Raw genomic sequence first — 20,509 nt, 5'->3', positions numbered from 1 at the left:
GAAAAAGCATCCGTTTAGAGGATTCTCCCGTGTACGCTTTAGAACAGAAAATCTTAAATGAAGGTATCGTTCTATCTGATCAGGTTTTGAAAGTTGATGCTTTCTTAAATCATCAAATTGACCCCGTGTTAATGCAACAGATTGGTAAAGAGTTTGCTGCTCGTTTTAAAGATGCTGGCATTACTAAAATTATTACGATCGAAGCTTCTGGTATTGCACCTGCAATCATGACTGGCTTGGAGCTTGGTGTTCCAGTAATTTTCGCACGTAAATACCAATCTTTAACACTCAAAGATGATCTTTACCGTTCTAAAGTGTTCTCTTTCACCAAACAAACTGAAAGCACTATCGCGATCTCTAACAAGCATCTTAACGCAACAGATAAGGCGCTTGTGATTGACGACTTCTTGGCAAATGGTCAAGCGGCATTAGGTTTAATCGATTTGATTCACCAAGCAAATGCTGAGGTTGTTGGTGTTGGTATCGTGATTGAAAAGTCATTCCAACCAGGTCGTGATGTGTTACTTGAAAAAGGCTATCGTGTTGAATCTTTAGCGCGTGTTGAGTCTTTGACTGATGGCAAAGTTACTTTCATCAGTGAATAAGTTTTTAAAATAAAAAAGCGGATGATTACTCATCCGCTTTTTTATTTAGTAACAATCCCAGTTATACAATACTTTAGAAAAATCTCGCTTCTTTAAGTCTTCAGGGTGAATAAAAAAATTCCCAACACCTGAATCTCCCCACATAATCTCATTCTCTGCATCTTCGCTATCCAACTGAAATAGTAGAATATAATCCTGAATATTTGCATTATATTGACGTGGATCAGTTTGGGTGAAAAATGGATAACCGCCTAAACGGTGCCCACTTGCAGATAAAAGTTCATGATAAGGTTCAATGAAATCATTTTCAAAATCACCACCCTCAAATTGATCTTCAAAATCATAAAGATCTTGAACCCCTAAAATTTTCGGCGCAAAAGCGAAATCACCCAAACTGATTGGTTGCGTGGTTAAGGTAAATTCCATCGAGTATTGTCCAGTAAAAGGTAAATAATCCTCTTCACTCAACTCAAACTCAGAAAAATCCTGTCTTAATTGCGAAGTATCCTCAATCACATGATCAAAGTATAAAACCCTAAAACCAGATTGCTGCTGTTGGTCGTCGAAATTCATGCCGTACAAATCATCTGCAGCAATATAGAACTGCAAAATCCCCTTGTCTGGGAAATTAGGTAAACTTGGAATTTCCGCAAAATTAAACTGGGCCAATAAAGCAAGAGGATTGCCATTAGAATCTAAAGGATAAGCCGTATCCAAAGGTAAATATGGTTCTCCCCCAATCTTACTCTGCCATACAGTCAAGGCATCGTTTGAACTGAGCTGTAAAGTTACTGTTGGCAAAATAGTAGCTGAAATTTTTTCTAAGAATGGCTGCAAACTGTTCGGCAAACTTTCTACTTTAAAATTCATTGTACTCATTATCCATGTCGTTATTTATAGAATCTAATATAAAACAATCAGCTATATTAGAATAGAGCATAAGAATTAGACTGCGACAATCAGTGTCGCCAAATTGAAAAGAATTTATCACATAAATTCTGATAAAATCAGCGCGATTAAAAGCAAAGATAGGCGTGAAGATGCAAACATACCTGAACCTCTTACAACATATCCTCGACAATGGCGGCGACAAAGGCGACCGCACAGGCACAGGTACACGTTCAGTATTTGGTCATCAAATGCGTTTTGATCTTTCTAAAGGCTTTCCACTATTAACGACAAAAAAAGTACACTTCCGCTCTATCGTGATTGAACTACTATGGTTTCTGAAAGGCGATACCAACGTTCAATATCTCAAAGATAATAAAGTCAGCATTTGGGATGAATGGGCAACCGCAGAACAAACTGCACGTTTTGGTCGCCCTGAGGGTGAACTTGGTCCTGTGTATGGGCATCAATGGCGCAACTTTGGTGCAACCCAGAATGAAGATGGTAGCTATCAGCAAAATGGTTTTGATCAGATTCAATGGCTTGTGAATGAAATTAAAACTAATCCCAATTCACGTCGTTTGATCGTTTCAGGCTGGAATCCAAACGAAGCTGGAAAAGTTGCTTTACCACCTTGCCATACCCTGTTTCAGTTTTTCGTACAAGATAACAAACTATCATGCCAGTTGTATCAACGTAGCGCAGATGTTTTTCTAGGTGTGCCATTTAATATTGCCAGTTATGCCCTACTTACACATATGATTGCTCAAGTTTGCGGCTTAGGTGTAGGTGACTTTGTTTGGACAGGTGGTGATACTCATTTATACGCCAATCACTTTGAGCAAGCACAAGTGCAGCTTACACGTGAGCCTCTACCCTTATGTCAATTAAAACTCAATCCCGAGATTACTGATATTTTTGACTTCAAATTTGAGGATATCGAAATTATTGGCTATGAGTCACACCCTACTATTAAAGCACCCGTCGCAGTTTAAATAGATCAGAGAGAGAATATAGAATGGCATGGCAAGGTATTGAAGTTGTCCACGTAGTCGCAATGGATAAAAACAACTGTATTGGCAAGGGCAATGCTTTACCGTGGCATATCTCAGCTGATCTCAAACACTTTAAAGCGATTACCCAAGGCGGTGTTGTCCTGATGGGGCGTAAAACTTTGGAGTCTATGGGGCGTGCTCTTCCCAATCGAGTGAATTGGGTCATCACTCGTGATTTAGAATGGCAATTTGAGGGTGTTAAGGTTGCTCATAGCATTGAAGATGCTTTAACTCATGCACTTACAGACGTACAACACTCTGAAAAAGCATCTTTATTTATTATTGGGGGTGGAGAGATTTTTACCCAAACCCTCGCAATTGCTGATCGTCTTGAATTAACCCATGTTGATCTAGATGTACAAGGTGATGCACATTACCCAAAAATCTCTGAGGATTTTCGCAAAGTAAACTCAGAACAACACATTGATGAAAAATCAAATATTGCTTTCGAGTTTGCGACCTACCAAAAATAAAAAATGGATCGCGCCTCATCATGCATAATATTGGATCACGTGAGTTTTTACTGGCACTAGGCATTGGACTATTACACAGTTTTTTTGCCTTATTTGTGATCCTCTCAAGTATCTGGTTATGTCTGGCATTCTGGATTCAACATCCTTTTGGAATAATCTTCAGCCGAATCATTATCATTCTTTGGGCACTGTTCGCACTCAGCCTACTTGGTGTTTATGTCAGTGGGCATATTTTTAGTCGTCGTACTGATATTTTAATTTACTGTGTTGCCTTCGCCTGTTCACTGGTCTGGTATTTTTCATTAGAGGCTCGCCAAGATCGTGACTGGAACCCTGAAGTCGCTGAGCAGCTTACTTACCAAAAGCAAGGCAATCTAGTACAGCTGCATAATGTGCGTAATTTTAATTGGCATAAAGAAGGCACTTATGACATTCGCTGGGAAAATCGTACAATTGACCTAGATAAAATTACAGGCGTCAATGTCATCACATCCTACTGGATGGGACCTCAAATCGCGCATACATTAGTGAGTTTCGATTTTTCAGATCAAAAACCTTTGGTTTTTTCTATCGAGATTCGTAAAGAAAAAGGAGAAGAATTTTCCGCGATTGGTGGCTTTTTCCGTAAATATGAACTCAGTTTAGTGGCTTCTGATGAAAAAGATCTGATTTATACGCGAAGTAATATTCGTCATGAACAAGTTTATTTATTTCCAATAAGAATGCCTCAGACCGAACGTAAAGCGTTATTTATCGAATATCTACATAAAGCAGATGAATTACGTGCTGAAGCAAAATGGTACAACACGCTTACAAGTAACTGTACAACGCTCGTTTTTGACATGATCCAAGCGATCAACCCACAAACTTTACCTAAAGATTATCGTTTACTGGCTTCAGGCTATTTACCCAATTATCTTTTTGATCTACAAGCACTCAATCAAAATTATAGTATGAAAGAATGGTATCAATTGGCATGGATTAATACACGTGCTGAAAAATACGAACAACAACCAGATCAATCCAGTGAATATTTTTCGAAAATCATTCGACATGGATTACCAAAAGCAAATTAGTCCATTTCGCTTTTTTAACAAAATAATACTCAATCTCCTTCTATAGTCCATCTTGATTGATTTAAATCAATCAAGATGGACTCATTCGCTTGATGATCGCGAATCCACAATCATCCTCGCAAATTATTGCAAGATCGTGGATAGAAATGCCACATCATGAATACATAGGAAAAATATGCTAAGGCTTAGGTGAATTTTTATGAAATTTATAAGGGATACTGAATCAGTTATTTGATTTTGTGACATAAAAAGCTAAATCTCTGATTGATGATGGGCTTTTACTTTTCAGTGACTTCGTATACTTTATTAGTATTCTTAGAATTAAAAATTGGGAAAATTTATGCAACAAGCATTATTCGGTGGTGGTTGTTTTTGGTGTGTAGAAGCTGTTTTTCTACAACTAAAAGGCGTCGAAAAAGTTGTGAGTGGTTATGCTGGTGGTATCGTTCACAATCCAAGTTATGATCAAGTTTGCCAAGGTAATACTCAACATGCAGAAGTTGTATTGATTGACTTTGATGAACAGCAAATCAATTATACTCAACTTCTAAATGTTTTCTTTACCACCCATGATCCAACTACTTTAAACCGTCAAGGTAATGATATTGGCACCCAATACCGGTCTGTTGTCTATTATTTTAATGATGAACAAAAGCAGCAAGCGGAGAAAATTATTCAAGATTTAGAAAATGATGGTCTCAATATCGTAACTGAACTTAGCCCAGCACCAATATTTTACCCTGCTGAAGAATACCATCAAAATTTTTATGCCCGTAATCCATCACAAGGTTACTGCAATTTTAGCATTCCCCCAAAACTGTCAAAATTACGTTCAAAATATCTCGAACTACTAAAAACAGAATAAGCATAAAAAAAGCAACTCCCTGAGTTGCTTTTTTTATGAAACAAATTTTAGTTTTCACTCACAAATGCAATATCACTTAGCCCTGCTTCACTCGCCCGTGACATGACTTGCGCTACTGTATCGTATTTTGATTCTTTATCAGCACGTAACTGTACTGTCGGTTTTGTTTCTGCTTTTCCTGCTTCTTGGAAACGCGTCTGTAACTCATCCAAACTAATAATTTGAGCATCCCATGCCACTTCACCTTTTTCATTAATACTGATGGTGAGTGCTTTTGGTGGTGGATCTACAATTTCAGCGGTTGTTTTTGGTAAAGCTAATGGAATTGATGGGTTAGCAACCGTTGCTGTGACTAAAAAGATAATCATCAATACCAACATAATGTCGATCAGAGGAATGAGATTCATCTCATTCATGCCACTGTCGTGGTCTTCACCCAATTGAAAGCCCATCTTAAGCTTGACCTCCAACTAAACTTTGTTGAGTCGCTTTAGTTTCTGTCTTTGCAGGTGTTTCTTGCTGCAACATCGTATCGATTAACAAGCTATGTGCTTGGTCTTGTAAATCATGTGCTAAACCTCGATTGAAACGTACACAAATGTTGTAAGCCAATACCGCAGGAATCGCCACAGATAAACCCAAGCCAGTCATGATCAATGCTTCACCAACAGGAGTTGCAACTTGAGCTAAACCCGCCTGACCGCTCGTACCTACAGCAACAAGTGCATGGAAAATACCCCAAACTGTACCAAACAAACCCACAAATGGCGCAAGCGAAGCAATTGTTCCAAGAACAGATACACCTTTTTCTGCTTGAGATTTTTCAGCCGAGATTTGACGAAGTAAAGCTTGCTCAGCAACCGCTTTGCGTTGTTCAAAGGTCAAAGGTTGTAACTTAGATTTAAGCTTAGCCAAAGCTTGGACAAGTTGACTGTAAGCCTGTTGTTTTAATTGACGTGTTCCTAATAGACGTAGAATAAAGATCGTCCACGTTGCAATCGACATTGCTAAAAGGATGAAATACAGGGTTTTACTCACTGCATCTGCATGTTGCCAATAAACTGAAAAGTTCATATACGAACTCCTGATTTAATCTGTCACTAGGACGCAAATTTATTAAGGATTAAATTCAAACGGTTGCTCTGTTTTGATTGGATAAGCAATACCATTTTCCATATACGGTTTAAACTTTGAACTTCTAACAGCGCGTAAGGCCTTTTCATCGAGACTCGGTAAACCACTACTACGAGTAATTCGAGCATTAGTTACTTTACCTTTTTCATCTGCCTCGATATAGATCGTAATTAAGCGTGTCTGATTTTCTAAATCTTTCGGAGTAAATGATACTCTTGGAGATCTACTCCATTGAATACCTGTCCCCCCTATAGAAACTCGTTTTGGTGAAGAATCAGCAGCTGGCTGTGCTTTAGGCGCCTCTGGTTGTACAACAGGCTGTGGTTTTTCCACTGGCTTTTCTGTCACAGTTGTACTAACAACCTTCGTTTCAACTTTGGAGTCGACTTTAGGTTCAGTCTTTTGCACTACTTTTTTTGGTGTTTCTGCTTTGACCTGTTGTACTTTTTCAACTTTTTTCGGTGGTGGAGGTAAAGGCTTATCAATCACTTTTACTTCTTTCACTTCTTTTTTAGGTTCAGGTTTTGGCTTTTCTTTCGGCTTAGGTGGTTCTGGTTTAGGTGGTTCCGTAATTTTAACAAACTTAACCTTTAGTGGCTTTTTCTCAATTGGTTTTAGCTCAATTGGCTTCATGTGGCTAACTGCCCACAGAACTCCTGCATGTCCAATCACAACAGCAACAAGTGCAGTGATGATCTTCTTTTTCATCGAGTGTGGCATATTCAATATCGCAGGAGATTGACTCATAAGAATCTAAGTACCTAATAGATGATGAAATCTTTAAAAAGTGAAAAACGATTTCAGTCATCGGATAGAACAATTAAAGTGGTGTAATAATAAATGAGAAGTGTTTTCATTTGCAACTATTTTTTTGTGAACATCTTTTAATTGATTGATCAATTTACACTTATTAAAATAAAATATTATAACATAACAATGCTAATGTAAAAAAAGCATGCTTTAAAGCATGCTTTTTAAAATTCTATTTAATTTAGAAAACAACCGTTTTATTACCATCTACAATAATACGATCTTCTAAATGCCATTTTACAGCGCGAGCCAATACATTACGCTCAACGTCTTCGCCTAACTCACGTAACTGTTCTACATTGTAATCGTGGCTAACACGTTCAACATCTTGTTCAATAATTGGACCTTGATCGAGATCAGCAGTCACGTAATGTGCTGTTGCACCAATCAACTTCACCCCTTTCTCATAAGCTTGCTTATAAGGATTTGCACCTACGAAAGCAGGTAAGAATGAATGATGAATATTGATAATCTTCATTTCCCACTTGGCAACAAAGTCTTCACTCAAAATCTGCATATAACGCGCCAAGATCAATAGATCATTGCCCTGCATCATTTCATCAATTTGCGCATAAGCTTCTACTTTATTGTCTTTATTGACTGGTACGACATGGAATGGAATACCAAAATTTTCAACCGATTCACGCAAATCTGGATGGTTTGAGATGACTTGGGTAATTTCACATGGCAATGAGCCACGTGCATGACGCCATAATAATTCCAATAAAGCATGGTCAACTTTAGAAACCAGAATACCCACTTTCTTTAATTCACCCACAAAAGTGAGTTTCCACTGCATTTCATAACGTTCAGCAACGTTGGCAGCAAAGGTTTGCATCAATGCTTCTTTGCGAGAATGCAAATGATCAAGTTCAAACTCAACACGCATGAAATAACGTCCGCCTTGAGCTTCTGTAGCATACTGATCAAGTGCGGTAATATTTGCTCCCTGATGATACAAAAAGCTCGATACGGCTTGCACGATTCCCGGCTTGTCTTCGCAAGTAATCAATAATCGTGCAGTGTGGGCGGTCGTCGTGTTCATGTGGTTAATATCACTTATTGGAATCAAAATTAAAAATCAAGCCGAGCATTCTAGCTCTTTTTTGCCTATGACTAAATACCTACTTATTCATCATCATCATTTTTAAGATTAGATAAACTAGCAAATAAGTCCGACGGTCCCAAAGATTTCAATAATTGTTCATAAGTTTGACGACTTTCGCCCATTAAATAAGGGCCTTCCAAAAATACCATTTGTCGTAAAGCTTGCCATACCCATTTTTCTTCTAAACGATTGTTATCACTAATATGACCTGACATGTACAGGAAATTAGTCCAGTTGGTCAGCACAATCCACAAGTTGATAATCAAAGCTTCAATTTCTGAATCAGTCATCTTCATCAAACCTGCATCCACAAAGGCACGATAAATTTTTTGTCCTTGCTGCATCACCTGCCCCGCAAAACGAGGATAGATTTTTCTGAAGTCTTCATTATTTTCAACAAGATGATAGACGTCACGGTGAATAAAGCGATAAGCCCACAACTGATTACTCAAAACTTGGAAATAACTAATTTTATCATTGGCATTTAAAGGTCGATCTGTTGGTAATGCCAGCATTTCCAAGGTTTCAGCCTGATATTGCTGTGCTAATTCTTTAATAATTTCCTGTTTATTACGGAAGTGATAGTACAGATTGCCTGGGCTAATTCCGAGTTCAGCAGCAATATGATTGGTTGTGACCGAACGTTCTCCACGCTCATTAAACAACTGCAAACTAATTTGCAGAATTCGATCTTTTGTTTTATTCGGTTTAGCGTGCGACATTGAGTTTAACCATCTATAACATTATCAATAGGTTATAAAACAAACCTATAAAGCGACTTGACACTTTAGAGTATTTACTCTAAAAATTAAAAAATAATAAGCTTTCTTTTGGTCCACTCCTATGAACAGTCAAACAAAAACAACCGCTATGACACCTCATGTTGATGTGAAACGGCTACATGATTTGCTTGAACAGCAAAAAGCAGCTTACCAACGCCATCCTGTGCCAAGCGCCAAAGAACGTATTGAACGCTTAGCTCGACTTAAAAATATCTTGGTAAAATATCAAGATCAATTTGCTAACGCAATTAGTCAAGATTATGGCAATCGTGCCATTATGGAAACCAAAATTGGCGAAGTTCTAACATGTTTAGAACATATCAAATACTATAGCAAGAACTTAACAGAGTGGATGAAACCCTCTAAGCGCCATATCAGCATGTTACACCAACCTGCAAAAGGCTGGGTACAATATCAACCATTAGGTGTGATTGGTATTATTGCACCATGGAACTATCCATTATTACTTTCAGTTGGCCCATTGATCTGCGCAATCGCTGCAGGCAACCATGCCATGATCAAAATTTCGAGCGCATCATCACATTTTGGGATGGTATTAGAAAATGCACTTGCAGAAGTATTTCCTCAGGAACTTGTGAGTGTTATCAATGGTGGTGGCGCGATTTCAGATGCCTTTAGTCATTTAGCATTTGATAAATTAATTTTCACAGGTTCAACTTCTGTCGGCAAAACCGTGATGGCAGCAGCTTCACAGAACTTAGTCCCTGTAATTTTAGAGCTAGGTGGAAAATCGCCAGCTCTCGTACATTCAGCAATGAATATTCGTGATGTGGCACAACGTATTGCAGTAGGTAAACTTTGGAATGCAGGTCAAACTTGCGTTGCACCAGATTACATGTTCCTACCGAAAGGCAAAACAGCAGAATTCACCAAGCACTATAACGACTTTGTGAATACGATGTACCCAACGCTACGTGACAATAAAGATTACACCTCAATTGTAAATGACAAACAATACAATCGTCTTCAAGGCTATTTAGAAGATGCACGTGATCAAGGTGCGACGATCGTCGAGTTAAACAGCAAGAAAGAATCTTTAACCGAAGTCCGTAAAATTGCGCCAACGTTACTCACAGGTGTAACCACAGAAATGGAAATCATGAAGAATGAGATCTTCGGTCCAATTCTTCCTATTCTAGAATATGAACATATTGAAGATGCACTTCAATTTATCAATAGTCGACCACGTCCACTCGCATTCTACTATTTTGATATTGATATGGCTCGTGCTGATTATGTTGCAGGACGTACCCATTCTGGGCATTTTGGTATTAACCAAACCCTCACTCATGTAGCGCAAGATGATCTACCATTTGGTGGTATTGGTGCATCGGGTATGGGCAAATATCATGGTAAAGAAGGCTTCTTCAGCTTCTCTCACGAACGCTCAATGATGTCTAACCCTGTTAGCCCTAAACTTTATAGTTTAAAATTCATTCTGCCGCCGTACAACAAACCAACGCATAAACTGCTTTTGAAAACACTATTCCGTTAAGCTGATCAAGGCATGATCTATCACACTAGATCATGCCCTGTTTTTACCAAATTCGCTTGTCTTTTAATCGTATTTTTGGTATAAAACGCCCCTTGAATGATTTCATCCGTTTACTTGAATGGCTAGTTGCACGAAACGGTGCTATATAAACTAGCAATGGAGTTCACCATGTCTAAGGTTTGCCAAGTTACCGGCAAGCGTCCTATCGTTGGTAACAACGTATCGCACGCAAACAACAAAACCAAACGCCGGTTCGAGCCGAACCTGCACCACCACCGTTTTTGGTTAGAAAGCGAAAAGCGTTTTGTACGTCTTCGTTTAACCACTAAAGGTATGCGTATTATTGATAAATTGGGTATTGAGAAAGTTGTTGCTGATCTCCGTGCTCAAGGTCAAAAGATCTAAGGAGTCTGAACAATGCGTGATAAAATCCGCCTCGTTTCTACAGCTGGTACAGGTTATTTCTATACCACTACTAAGAACAAACGTACTATGCCGGAAAAAATGGAAATCAAAAAATTTGATCCAAAAATCCGTCAACACGTAATCTTCAAAGAAGCTAAAATTAAATAATTTTAGTTTTCTTAAAAAAACGACTTCAACTGAAGTCGTTTTTTTTGCTAAAAAAATGTTTTGGCTAAAATAAAATGAATCACTATTTCATAATTTTTTTTGATAAATAAAAAAATTGTCATCAACAAATCCGATTTTACTTGTTACAATTTATTCGCTGTTTTCTTGGCATGTTTTATGCTGAATTATTTGTACCTTAACCGCAATGATTAAGGAGTTTCAATGCCTCATGATGTTGATTTAATTATATTACTTGCCGTCGGTTTCGGTATAGCACTTATTTTTGGTTATATTGCCGCACGTTTACGTCTACCACCATTAATTGGTTATTTGGTAGCAGGTATTATTATAAGCCCAAACACCCCCGGTATCGTGGCAGATATACATCTCGCCAATCAACTTGCCGAACTTGGGGTAATGTTCTTAATGTTTGGCGTAGGGATGCATTTTTCCCTCAATGATTTATTACTCGTTCGTCGTATCGCCCTACCCGGTGCGATTTTACAAATTGCTGTAGCAACACTCTTAGGTGTCGCTGTATCTATGTTTTGGGGCTGGAGTTTTGGTTCTGCACTGATTTTTGGTTTAAGTTTATCGTGTGCAAGTACCGTAGTATTACTCAAAGCACTGAGTGATCGTGGTTTACTCGACTCTGTAAATGGCAAAATTGCAGTGGGTTGGCTTTTGGTTGAAGATCTTGTTATGGTCTTGGTCTTAGTTTTATTACCTGCAACAGCTGTTCTACTTGGTGGACACCCATTAGCTGGAACGGATACCTCTCAAAATATTTGGATCACCATCGGCCTAACATTACTCAAAGTAACAGGTTTTATCGCCTTCATGCTGATTATTGGGAAGCGATTAATCCCCAAAATTATGCAATTGGTTGCTCGTTTAGGTTCTCGTGAATTATTTACACTTACCGTCGTTGCTGCTGCCGTTTCTATTGCTTATGGTTCTTATGCAATCTTTGGTGTCTCAATGGCATTAGGTGCTTTCTTTGCCGGCATGGTTGTAAAAGAGTCCGATTTCAGCCATAGAGCAGAGGAAGAGACGCTTTCATTGCGTGAAATCTTCGCGATCTTATTTTTTGTTTCGGTGGGAATGCTATTCGATCCAAAAATCTTGATTGAACAACCTTTACATATTTTAGCTGTCGTTGCCATTATCATGATTGGTAAGACTTTAGCAGCGATGGCTTTAGTTTTATTCTTCCGCTACCCAATTAATACAGCTCTCACTGTAGGCGCTAGTTTGGCACAAATTGGTGAGTTTTCATTTATTTTAGCAACATTGGGCTTGTCACTTGGTCTACTCACCCCAGATGCACAAAACTTGATTCTTGCTGGCGCATTATTTTCAATAACTTTAAATTCATTTGTATTTTCAGCGATTGAACCCGCTCAGCGCTGGATACGAGAACGCTCACATTTAGCTCGCTTATTAGAACGCAGTGGCGACCCGCTTGCCATGCTTCCAGATGAAGTTGATCAAGCTTATTTACGTGATCAGGTGGTGATCATTGGCTATGGTGGTGTAGGACGCCGCATTAGTGAAAACCTGATGCAGCAGAATATCAAGGTCGTGATTGCTGAAGAAAATCGTGAGATTGTTGAAAAACTGCGCGCGCAAGGAATGGCTGCTGTAAGCGGTGAAGCAACTGAACCTTATGTACTCATACAAGCCCATATTCAACATGCTCGTTTATTGGTGATCTCACCAATGGATATTTTAGACATTCATCGTATCGTTGACATTGCCCAGCAACTCAACCCCCAAATTCAGGTTTTAATTTGTGCTGAAAGTAAGGAAGAGGCTGCTGTTATTCGCGATGAAAATATTGGTGAAGTTTTCTATGCGAAAGAAGAAATGGCCAAGAATATGAGTCATCATATCTTGAACCAAATTGAGCTTGCTCATCAAAGTACGTTACATTAACAATCTATTTTCAAATTAAAGCATCTAATACCAATTATTCAGATAGTTGGTATTTTTTTATCTTTTAAATTTCAGTCTTATGATTTAAAGCTAAAATCCACATACTTAATAACATTTAACCCTCATATTTGTTAAATGCTTTTGAAAGCTGACGAAGTGTTTTGATTTGTTTGCCATAACGGCGACAAGAACGACAAGCAAATAAATGTAATTGTAGATTGCTCTGCTCTATAAACTGAAGTGGTCTATCCTGTTTCTCGGAAATTAACTGTGTTGCTTGTCGGCAAGTTAGCATGAGCAATCCTCCTTAAGTAACCATTTATTTTCTAGACATTCACGTAATCTGGTTCGGCTTCTATACATCAAGACATTAAAATTTGAGACAGTAATCTCTAGCCGTTCGCAAATTTCATCCGAACTAAGTTCAATCACTTCTCGCAACATAAACACCTGCGCATATTTAGCAGGCAAATGATTCAAACAAGCATCAAAAACAATCCAAAAATCTTGCTGTTCCATCATTTCTTCAGGGCTTTGCCACGCTTTAGGCGCTTGATATTTATGCCAGTGCCCCGAGGCATCAAATAATTCGTCGATACTCAACTCATTATCTTGTTCATCAAATAATTCAGTCATAGTCACCAATCGAGACTTTTGTCGGATCAGATCAATGATCTTATTTTTTAAAATCGCAAAAACCCACGTTTTAAACGCCGCTCTTCCTGAAAAAGAGTCTAGATGTTGCAAAGCTCTCACTAATGCTTCTTGAACCACATCTTCAGCTTGCTGAAATGAGGACAGTTGTAAAACAGTAAACTTCAGCATCTGTTGTCTTAAATCCATTAGAAATTCAGGATTTTCAAGCTGATGCAATATCTCTTGATTATTATTCAATTCAGCCTCAGACATGATCACTTCCTATTACTGTTCTGAGGATGATTTAACAAGCCTAGATTCGTGAGTGTTGCTGCCAACTGATTCAGTTGTATTGTAATCTCTTGCTCAGAAAAAGTTGGTGCAATTAATTTAATTAAGTCATGAAGCTCAAGCTCTGAGTATATTTTTAGGTTCATTTGCTCAATCAACATCGCAAATAAGGGGGACAATCTTTCCAAGCAAATCTTATCCTGATTGTCTCGCCAAACCATAATTGCCCTTGGCATTACTTCAATATCTGCCAGCGTTGTATCAACCGTCCAATCATAAACAGGATATTGATAGACCAAGATCCACACTTTATGTCTGAGTTGCCAATCTGGCTTTTCAACAATGTTAATGTCTTCAATTTCAAGCGTATCTAAATACAACTCCAACCACTCAAACTGCAACAACTCTTCTAGCCAAAGATATTGGCTTAAAACTGGATGTCGGTTTTCAGTCAAATAGTCTCTAAATTGCAACGAAATATCATTATAGATAGGTGACTGGCATTTAGCTTTTTGAAAAAATTCTTCCAATAAAAGCTGCCATTGATCCTCAGGTAGAATAGAGCGAGCTATGGGATAAACCAAATTTATAAATGAACACATATTGTTGAACAATAAATCTCGATAAATCTGCATTCTCTCAAGATCACATATTTTAGTGTGTTCAGCATTTGGTACACGAATCCAATTACAGAATTGCTGCTGAGTGGTTTGGAAAGTGCTTTCTTTGAGCACCATAACCGTTCTCCTGTTGCTGCATCGTTTTAATTGTTGTCAATTCCTGATGTAATTGTTGCCATGATGGAATATTAAAATCTCTTTCCAACAAGGTTGGTTTAACGCCACAACGTTGATAACTAAATTGCAATAGCTGCCATACAGGATCGCAAATTTCGGCACCATGCGTATCAATCAATAAGCTTTCATTCATTTGTTCATGCCCAGCAATATGCATATAACGTATGCGTTCTTTAGGCATCGCTTGGATAAAGCCATGTGCATCACTGCCATGATTGATACTATTCACATAGACATTATTAACATCAAGTAATAATTCACAATCTGCTTGCTCAAGTACTTCATAGATAAACTCAGCCTCACTCATTTCTGCATTTGGCATTAAATAAGTAGATACATTTTCAATAACGAGGCGCTGCCCTAAAATGTCTTGAACACGCAAGATACGCTCAGCGACATATTTGACCGCAGCTTCAGTCATCGGTATTGGTAATAGATCATATAAATACCCCCCATCAGAGGTATAACTGAGATGCTCAGAATAGATGGAAACTTGATACTGCTTTAAAAAAGCTTTGATCTGTTGAATAAATTCAATATTTAAAGGATGAGGTCCCCCAATAGAAAGGGACAGACCATGACACACCAAAGGTGCTTTTTCAGTACATTGGGCCAATAACTTGGCGTGTCGCCCACCAAAACCCATCCAATTTTCTGGTGCAACTTCAATAAAGTCTGGATGTGATTCCGCATTTAAAAACGTATCAATAAAATCACGCCTTAAGCCCAAACCAACACCATTCATTGCAGCCATGCTGTTTTCCTTTTTGAACTGATACCGACAATTTGAAATGTATCGGTATCATTCAGCTTATCTAAACTATTTAGCACCACACTTGCCATCTGCAACTTTTTTATCTGCACCACACTTTGCATCAGCAGACTTTTGTTGCTGTTTTGCCTTATTTGCACCACATTTGGCTTCGCCACATTTCCCATCAGCAGCTTTCGATGCATGAGACTCAGTTGTGGTCGTGGTTGGTGCAGCAGATACGTGAGTGATGCCTACAGCTGATAAAGCCAATAATGCAGCGACTGATGTGATTGAGTTTAATTTATTCATTTTTGTATTCCTTGTAAGGTAATTGCTCGGTTTGTACGGAGGTACATTAAGTTAGACGGAGTAAAAGATGATTTATTACAGATCAAATGAAAAAAATATGTAAGAAGTTCCATGTTCATTCGACTAATAACTATTCAATAGCACCTAATGTGAAATTCCCATGAAAAACTTTATTTATTCTTTAACGCAACAGTATCAAAAAATTTCTCACTGTATAAAACATTTCGATGGAATTGCAGCGCTTGCACTCAGATTATATTTAGTCCCTATTTTTTGGATGGCAGGAAGTAATAAACTCATGCATTTCCAAGACACAGTTGAATGGTTTGGTAATCCTGATTGGGGTCTCGGTTTACCATTCCCTACATTGATGGCAGTACTGGCGACCACAACAGAATTGGCTGGTGCAGTATTGCTAGGATTAGGTTTATTCACTCGTTTTATCAGTATTCCACTCATCATCACAATGTTGGTAGCAATTGTAACCGTACACTTACCGAATGGTTGGCAAGCTATTGCTGATCCAAATGCACCATTTGCAAACGCTCAAGTTCTCGCCTCTGCTGAAAAATTAGAAAAAGCCCATGAGATTTTACAAAACTATGGTAACTATGATTGGCTCACTGCCAGCGGATCATTTGTCATTTTAAATAATGGTGTTGAATTCGCAGTGACCTATTTAGTGATGTTACTCGCTTTAATCTTTATCGGTGGTGGGCGTTATATCAGTTTAGATTTCTGGATGAAATATCATTTAACCAAACGCTTATAAGCCCTATGAAAGGCTTAGAATATTCAATTAATTTCATGTATTCGAATATTCTAAGCCACAGAGCTTATTTATGTTTCCAAGGTACTGCTGGTGAGCCAATCCATGCTGATTTGGCAGGAATATTTTCACCTTTCATCACTAAAGTTAATGGTCCTAACACCGCATGATGACTGACATTAGCATTATATAGAATGATACTTCTCGCATTCACAACTACATCACTTCCAACATTTACTTGACCAATCTTCATAATACGATCTTCAAATAAATGTGTCTGTGGACCTGAAAAACTATTAAATTCAGCGCGATCTCCAATATCAACACAGTCGAACTCTGTAATATCCGCAGTATCCATATAAACGTCTTTCCCTATTCGAACCCCCAAAATACGCAAGAAGAATGGCAGCATCGGTGTTCCTCTTAAATAATTCAGGAAATTTGGAATCGCGACTGATTCATATAAACTTGTGATTCCTTCACTTAACCAAACAAACATTGTCCACATTGGCGCTGAACGAGGTTGGTAGCGTCCAATTAAAATCCACTTCAATAAAGCCACGATAATAAAGCAACCCACACCATACAATAATCCTGCGAGGGTTAAGGCCAATAATCCTATTGGAATCGTATAGTTATTAATGACATCAATCACTTCTAGCACAATCATATACCCCACACCGATCGCAAGCGCTGCGGGTAATACAATCCGTAGCCCCTCAATAAAAGCACGCATGACACGGCGTTTGAGACTCGGTTTGAAAGTAAGATAATCTGGGTATTTCTCTGCGGCTTCTCGTGCTGGGAGAAGTAGCGCTGGAGAACCAAACCAAGTTTGTCCTGAATACATTTCTCGATTATCTGGCGTTTTAGACTGCACACCAATTAAAATATTATCAGGTAATACCGTACCATCTGCGATATAAGCACTGTTCCCAACAAAACTACGATGACCAATTTTTGTTGATTTTAATGACATCCAACCGCCTTTGATCTCCTCATCACCCAACATCACCGCATCAGCAATAAAACTTTCTTCACCCAAGGTAAGCATTTCAGGAATAACGCCTGTTGCAGTTGATATTTCAGTATTTTTACCAACCTTTGCGCCTAACATACGAAACCAAGTTGGTGCATAAATTGTTGCAAATAGACCATGTAACGTTTGTAAACTGGTTTCTAAAATTTGGGCTGCGAACCACTTCCGATAATACGTTGCACCGTGAATCGCATAAGTACCCACCTCTAAACGAGGTAATACTATTTTACGTAAAGCTGAAGAAATCAAGGCGGTAATGATCATCATCATCGCACTCGCAGGGATAGCCAATAGGAAATAATAAAGCGCTGTTTGAATATGGTTATTCGGGTCAATATTGAAAACATTCACATCTAACCAATCGACCAATAAGAAACTCGGAAAGATTGGAATAAAGAAAATACAAGCGATAATTAATGCACTCACTCCATAGTAAACATACTCTGAAACTTTACGCATTAAAGAAAGTTTTGGACGCGGTGCCAATTGTTCTAACTGATCCACATGACCAATCTTCTTCGCAGGCGTGCCATCCCAAATTTCACCAGCAGGCACAGTCGTATCATATTCAATCGCAGTCAAAGCATTGACATGAGCAGTTTCTTCTAGCACCGTATTTTCCTCTAATACCGCATAAGAACCCACATAACTATCACGTTTCAAATGAATTGAACCTAAGACCAAATGCCCATGTTCAACTTTAGCATTCTCTAAATTCACTTGAGAACCAAGACTGACACCATCCTCAATCGTCAATAAAGATGGCATACGAATATGCACTGAACTAATTGAAACATCATGTCCAATTTTCGCCCCAAGTGCTTTGAGATATAAATTCAGTAAAGTTGAACCTGATAAGAGATAAACAGGTGAAATACTACTAATCCGATCTGCCAACCACCAACGGAAATAAGTCATTCCCCATAACGGATAACGACCCGCACCCACGCCAACCATTAGCGCACGTTTAACCGTGATAGAAAGGACAAAACTAGCAATAATGACACTGACATAAACCAATAAAGAAAGCAAAATTGCAGAAGGAATGCTGTCTCGTGCGCCACCAGTAAAATAATGATAGGTAAAGAATGGAGCGAGCCATTGCATGATGTTAATTGAAATCAACACTGGAATTGTGACTACCTGTGCAATACCGCATAGCCATTTATAGGTTTGATTTCGTGGATTGTCTTGACCAATTTGGCTATCAAATATTGATGGCTCTGGTTGCTCAAGCATCAAAGCTGCAATTGCTCCCACTCTTCGTGCTTGGTATAAACTTTGAATCGTGAGGTGACTATATTCAGGATGTTCACGTAAATTTGAAATTAAAACTGCAGCTAATAAAGAGTGTCCACCTAGATCATCAAAGAAATCGGCATCCAATTTAATTGGAAGATTCGGAAATAGTCGATTTAAGATTTCAAATAAAATTTCTTCAGCTTCATTTTGAGGTTGATCTGATTCACTCCGATCGACCACACTCGTTAAAGGTCTTGCTTTTAGTGCTTTTCGATCAATTTTCCCAGAAAGTAATCGCGGTACTTCTTCAATAATTTCAAAACGATTAGGTACCATATAGGGCGGTAAGCGCTGACCAAGATGATGTCGAAGCTGTTTAATTTCTATGGATTGTTTTGCATCAATTTCTGCGGCTATAAAGGCGATCAACTGATCAATACCATCTTCATTACGTAAAATGACAGCAGCTGTGCCAATACCATCGAGATCACATAATGCAGCTTCGATTTCGCCAAGTTCTACGCGGAAACCACGAATTTTTACTTGATCATCCGCACGTCCTAAACAATGCACTTGACCAAATTCATCGATTTTAGCTAAGTCCCCCGTCCGATATAAACTTTCTTCATCAGGACTCGTTGCCCATGGATTCTGAATAAACTTATCAGCTGTTAGATCTGGGCGACCTAAATAACCTTGTGCCACGCTTGGCCCAAAAATACACAATTCTCCCGTTTCCCCTTGTGCCAATAGCTCTCGATCAGCATTAATCACCAACATACCGTAGTTAGGTAATGGTTTGCCAATCGTGACAGGCTTACCCTGCTGTAATAACTCAAGACTCGCAGAGACTGTGGTTTCTGTCGGTCCGTAAGTATTAAACATTTGATGGTGTGGCAATGCCCAACGCTCAACCAATGAGTCTGGACACATTTCCCCTCCTAAATTGATGATGCGTAAATTAGCAACATCTTCAGGGAACAAAGCGAGCAAAGTTGGTACAGCATGCAAAACACTAATTTGCTCTTGTTGCAAGGTTTTACATAATCGTTCTGGATCACTAACCAAAGATTTTGGTGCAATCCACAAAGTCGCTCCAACCAAATAAGACAACCAGATTTCCTCGAAAGACATATCAAATGCAACTGAGAAGCCTTGATAAACTTTGTCTTGTTCTTGGATACCTAAAATACTGTTTTCACTGCGCAGAAAATGACAAATATTCTTCTGAGTAATGACAATACCTTTGGGTTTTCCTGTTGAGCCTGAAGTATAAATAATATAAGCAGGTTGCTCAGGGGTCGATTTTGCCAATTCTATAGTTTCATGCAGCGTTTTTTGTAGTTCAGTATTGGTCCATTTGCTTTGTGGCACTTCCAATACATGCTCATACCACTCATCAGTGGTAATCATTCCTACAGCCGCTGCATCTTCAAGACAAACTGCGATTCGATCTGCAGGGGTATCCATGTCAAATGGTAGCCAAGCAGCTCCACTTAAGCAGATTGCTAATTGAGACTTTAATAATTCAATACCACGTGGTAACCACAATCCAACGATGTCGCCAGCTTTAACACCTTTGAGCGTTAAATGTTTGGCCATAAGTTGAGCTTGTTGATATAACTCTCCATAGCTAATCGTTTGATCTGCTTCGATTAAAGCTATTTTTTCTGGTAGGCGTTGTGCTGTCTGGATAAAAATATCGGTTAAAACTTCATTCTGCAAAAACTCTGGGTGGTGTTTACCACGAATAATATTTTTTGCGTTCATCACACATTGGTTCATTTTTATACTCTCTTTAATGTTCTGATTTCGCTAGAATTTAGACCTATCTTACTTTCTGCTTACG

General features: G+C 38.6%; 21 protein-coding genes and 1 pseudogene. 10 read left to right on the top strand and 12 right to left on the bottom strand.

Going from position 1 to position 20,509, the window contains the following annotated elements; translation table 11 throughout:
- The first annotated feature begins 29 nt into the window (after nucleotides 1-29).
- Nucleotides 30-605, top strand: coding sequence for a xanthine phosphoribosyltransferase (locus IEV17_RS12930; RefSeq protein ID WP_004658926.1), 576 nt, complete (start codon nucleotides 30-32; stop codon nucleotides 603-605).
- A gap of 45 nt (nucleotides 606-650) precedes the next feature.
- Here the strand turns inward: IEV17_RS12930 and IEV17_RS12925 are convergent, their stop codons facing one another.
- Nucleotides 651-1,475 carry a YwqG family protein gene (locus tag IEV17_RS12925; protein ID WP_004658928.1) on the bottom strand — a complete coding sequence of 275 codons (825 nt, stop codon included), beginning with the start codon at nucleotides 1,473-1,475 and terminating at the stop codon, nucleotides 651-653.
- Nucleotides 1,476-1,645: 170 nt separating this feature from the next.
- Here IEV17_RS12925 and thyA point away from each other — a divergent pair, with 170 nt between their 5' ends.
- From thyA to msrA, 4 genes are all read left to right on the top strand, one after another.
- Complete coding sequence (gene thyA / locus IEV17_RS12920; RefSeq protein WP_004658931.1) at nucleotides 1,646-2,488, top strand: thymidylate synthase; 843 nt, start codon at nucleotides 1,646-1,648, stop codon at nucleotides 2,486-2,488.
- A gap of 23 nt (nucleotides 2,489-2,511) precedes the next feature.
- Entirely contained in the window at nucleotides 2,512-3,021 is a 510-nt protein-coding gene (locus IEV17_RS12915; RefSeq protein WP_004658932.1) for a dihydrofolate reductase, read from the top strand.
- Nucleotides 3,022-3,041: 20 nt separating this feature from the next.
- Nucleotides 3,042-4,097: an Lnb N-terminal periplasmic domain-containing protein gene (locus IEV17_RS12910; protein WP_004658934.1), complete on the top strand. Its 1,056-nt coding sequence runs from the start codon at nucleotides 3,042-3,044 to the stop codon at nucleotides 4,095-4,097.
- Between the two features lie 340 nt (nucleotides 4,098-4,437).
- Complete coding sequence (gene msrA, locus IEV17_RS12905) at nucleotides 4,438-4,962, top strand: peptide-methionine (S)-S-oxide reductase MsrA (RefSeq protein WP_004658935.1); 525 nt, start codon at nucleotides 4,438-4,440, stop codon at nucleotides 4,960-4,962.
- A gap of 47 nt (nucleotides 4,963-5,009) precedes the next feature.
- On the opposite strand, the gene IEV17_RS12900 is transcribed toward msrA, so the two are convergent.
- From IEV17_RS12900 to IEV17_RS12880, 5 genes are all read right to left on the bottom strand, one after another.
- Complete coding sequence (locus tag IEV17_RS12900; protein ID WP_004658937.1) at nucleotides 5,010-5,414, bottom strand: ExbD/TolR family protein; 405 nt, start codon at nucleotides 5,412-5,414, stop codon at nucleotides 5,010-5,012.
- A gap of 1 nt (nucleotide 5,415) precedes the next feature.
- Nucleotides 5,416-6,036 (bottom strand): MotA/TolQ/ExbB proton channel family protein, encoded by a 621-nt coding sequence (locus IEV17_RS12895; protein WP_004658938.1) that lies wholly within the window; start codon nucleotides 6,034-6,036, stop codon nucleotides 5,416-5,418.
- Between the two features lie 42 nt (nucleotides 6,037-6,078).
- Nucleotides 6,079-6,843, bottom strand: coding sequence for an energy transducer TonB (locus IEV17_RS12890; protein ID WP_004658940.1), 765 nt, complete (start codon nucleotides 6,841-6,843; stop codon nucleotides 6,079-6,081).
- A 244-nt stretch (nucleotides 6,844-7,087) separates the two neighbouring features.
- Entirely contained in the window at nucleotides 7,088-7,951 is an 864-nt protein-coding gene (gene purU, locus IEV17_RS12885; protein WP_004658942.1) for a formyltetrahydrofolate deformylase, read from the bottom strand.
- Nucleotides 7,952-8,034: 83 nt separating this feature from the next.
- On the bottom strand, nucleotides 8,035-8,736 hold the full coding sequence (locus IEV17_RS12880) for a TetR/AcrR family transcriptional regulator (RefSeq protein ID WP_004658944.1): 702 nt from the start codon (nucleotides 8,734-8,736) through the stop codon (nucleotides 8,035-8,037).
- Nucleotides 8,737-8,857: 121 nt separating this feature from the next.
- On the opposite strand from IEV17_RS12880, the gene IEV17_RS12875 reads away from it, so the two are divergent.
- The 4 genes from IEV17_RS12875 (at nucleotide 8,858) to IEV17_RS12860 (ending at nucleotide 12,823) form a co-directional block, all read left to right on the top strand.
- A complete protein-coding gene (locus tag IEV17_RS12875; protein WP_004658946.1) occupies nucleotides 8,858-10,312 on the top strand; it encodes a coniferyl aldehyde dehydrogenase in 1,455 nt (484 codons plus the stop codon).
- Between the two features lie 168 nt (nucleotides 10,313-10,480).
- Nucleotides 10,481-10,717, top strand: a complete 237-nt coding sequence (gene rpmB / locus IEV17_RS12870; protein ID WP_004649871.1) for a 50S ribosomal protein L28 — start codon at nucleotides 10,481-10,483, stop codon at nucleotides 10,715-10,717.
- 12 nt (nucleotides 10,718-10,729) lie between these two features.
- A complete protein-coding gene (gene rpmG / locus IEV17_RS12865) occupies nucleotides 10,730-10,885 on the top strand; it encodes a 50S ribosomal protein L33 (RefSeq protein WP_003654787.1) in 156 nt (51 codons plus the stop codon).
- 222 nt (nucleotides 10,886-11,107) lie between these two features.
- On the top strand, nucleotides 11,108-12,823 hold the full coding sequence (locus IEV17_RS12860; RefSeq protein WP_004658947.1) for a cation:proton antiporter: 1,716 nt from the start codon (nucleotides 11,108-11,110) through the stop codon (nucleotides 12,821-12,823).
- A 115-nt stretch (nucleotides 12,824-12,938) separates the two neighbouring features.
- On the opposite strand, the gene IEV17_RS12855 is transcribed toward IEV17_RS12860, so the two are convergent.
- The 5 genes and pseudogenes from IEV17_RS12855 to IEV17_RS12835 all read right to left on the bottom strand — a co-directional run.
- Nucleotides 12,939-13,118, bottom strand: a complete 180-nt coding sequence (locus IEV17_RS12855) for a zf-HC2 domain-containing protein (protein WP_004658950.1) — start codon at nucleotides 13,116-13,118, stop codon at nucleotides 12,939-12,941.
- Nucleotides 13,112-13,732, bottom strand: coding sequence for an RNA polymerase factor sigma-70 (locus IEV17_RS12850; RefSeq protein ID WP_004658952.1), 621 nt, complete (start codon nucleotides 13,730-13,732; stop codon nucleotides 13,112-13,114). The genes IEV17_RS12855 and IEV17_RS12850 overlap by 7 nt, the downstream gene beginning before the upstream one ends.
- A gap of 2 nt (nucleotides 13,733-13,734) precedes the next feature.
- Nucleotides 13,735-14,487: an HvfC family RiPP maturation protein gene (locus IEV17_RS12845; RefSeq protein ID WP_004658954.1), complete on the bottom strand. Its 753-nt coding sequence runs from the start codon at nucleotides 14,485-14,487 to the stop codon at nucleotides 13,735-13,737.
- Nucleotides 14,438-15,301 carry an HvfB family MNIO-type RiPP peptide maturase gene (locus IEV17_RS12840; protein ID WP_004658956.1) on the bottom strand — a complete coding sequence of 288 codons (864 nt, stop codon included), beginning with the start codon at nucleotides 15,299-15,301 and terminating at the stop codon, nucleotides 14,438-14,440. Before IEV17_RS12840 ends, IEV17_RS12845 begins: the two co-directional genes overlap by 50 nt.
- 72 nt (nucleotides 15,302-15,373) lie before the next feature.
- Nucleotides 15,374-15,610: pseudogene (locus tag IEV17_RS12835) on the bottom strand (HvfA family oxazolone/thioamide-modified RiPP metallophore); the annotation flags it as partial.
- A 160-nt stretch (nucleotides 15,611-15,770) separates the two neighbouring features.
- On the opposite strand from IEV17_RS12835, the gene IEV17_RS12830 reads away from it, so the two are divergent.
- Entirely contained in the window at nucleotides 15,771-16,382 is a 612-nt protein-coding gene (locus IEV17_RS12830; protein WP_004658962.1) for an HvfX family Cu-binding RiPP maturation protein, read from the top strand.
- Nucleotides 16,383-16,446: 64 nt separating this feature from the next.
- Here the strand turns inward: IEV17_RS12830 and posA are convergent, their stop codons facing one another.
- Nucleotides 16,447-20,445 carry a delta-poly-L-ornithine synthetase PosA gene (posA, locus tag IEV17_RS12825; RefSeq protein ID WP_004658964.1) on the bottom strand — a complete coding sequence of 1,333 codons (3,999 nt, stop codon included), beginning with the start codon at nucleotides 20,443-20,445 and terminating at the stop codon, nucleotides 16,447-16,449.
- Between the last annotated feature and the right edge of the window lie 64 nt (nucleotides 20,446-20,509).

The sequence above is a fragment of the Acinetobacter modestus genome, assembly GCF_014636095.1.
Classification (GTDB): Bacteria; Pseudomonadota; Gammaproteobacteria; order Pseudomonadales; family Moraxellaceae; genus Acinetobacter; species Acinetobacter modestus.
The sequence above is the reverse complement of the archived record's forward strand: the minus strand, read 5'-3'. Positions and strand labels throughout refer to the sequence as shown.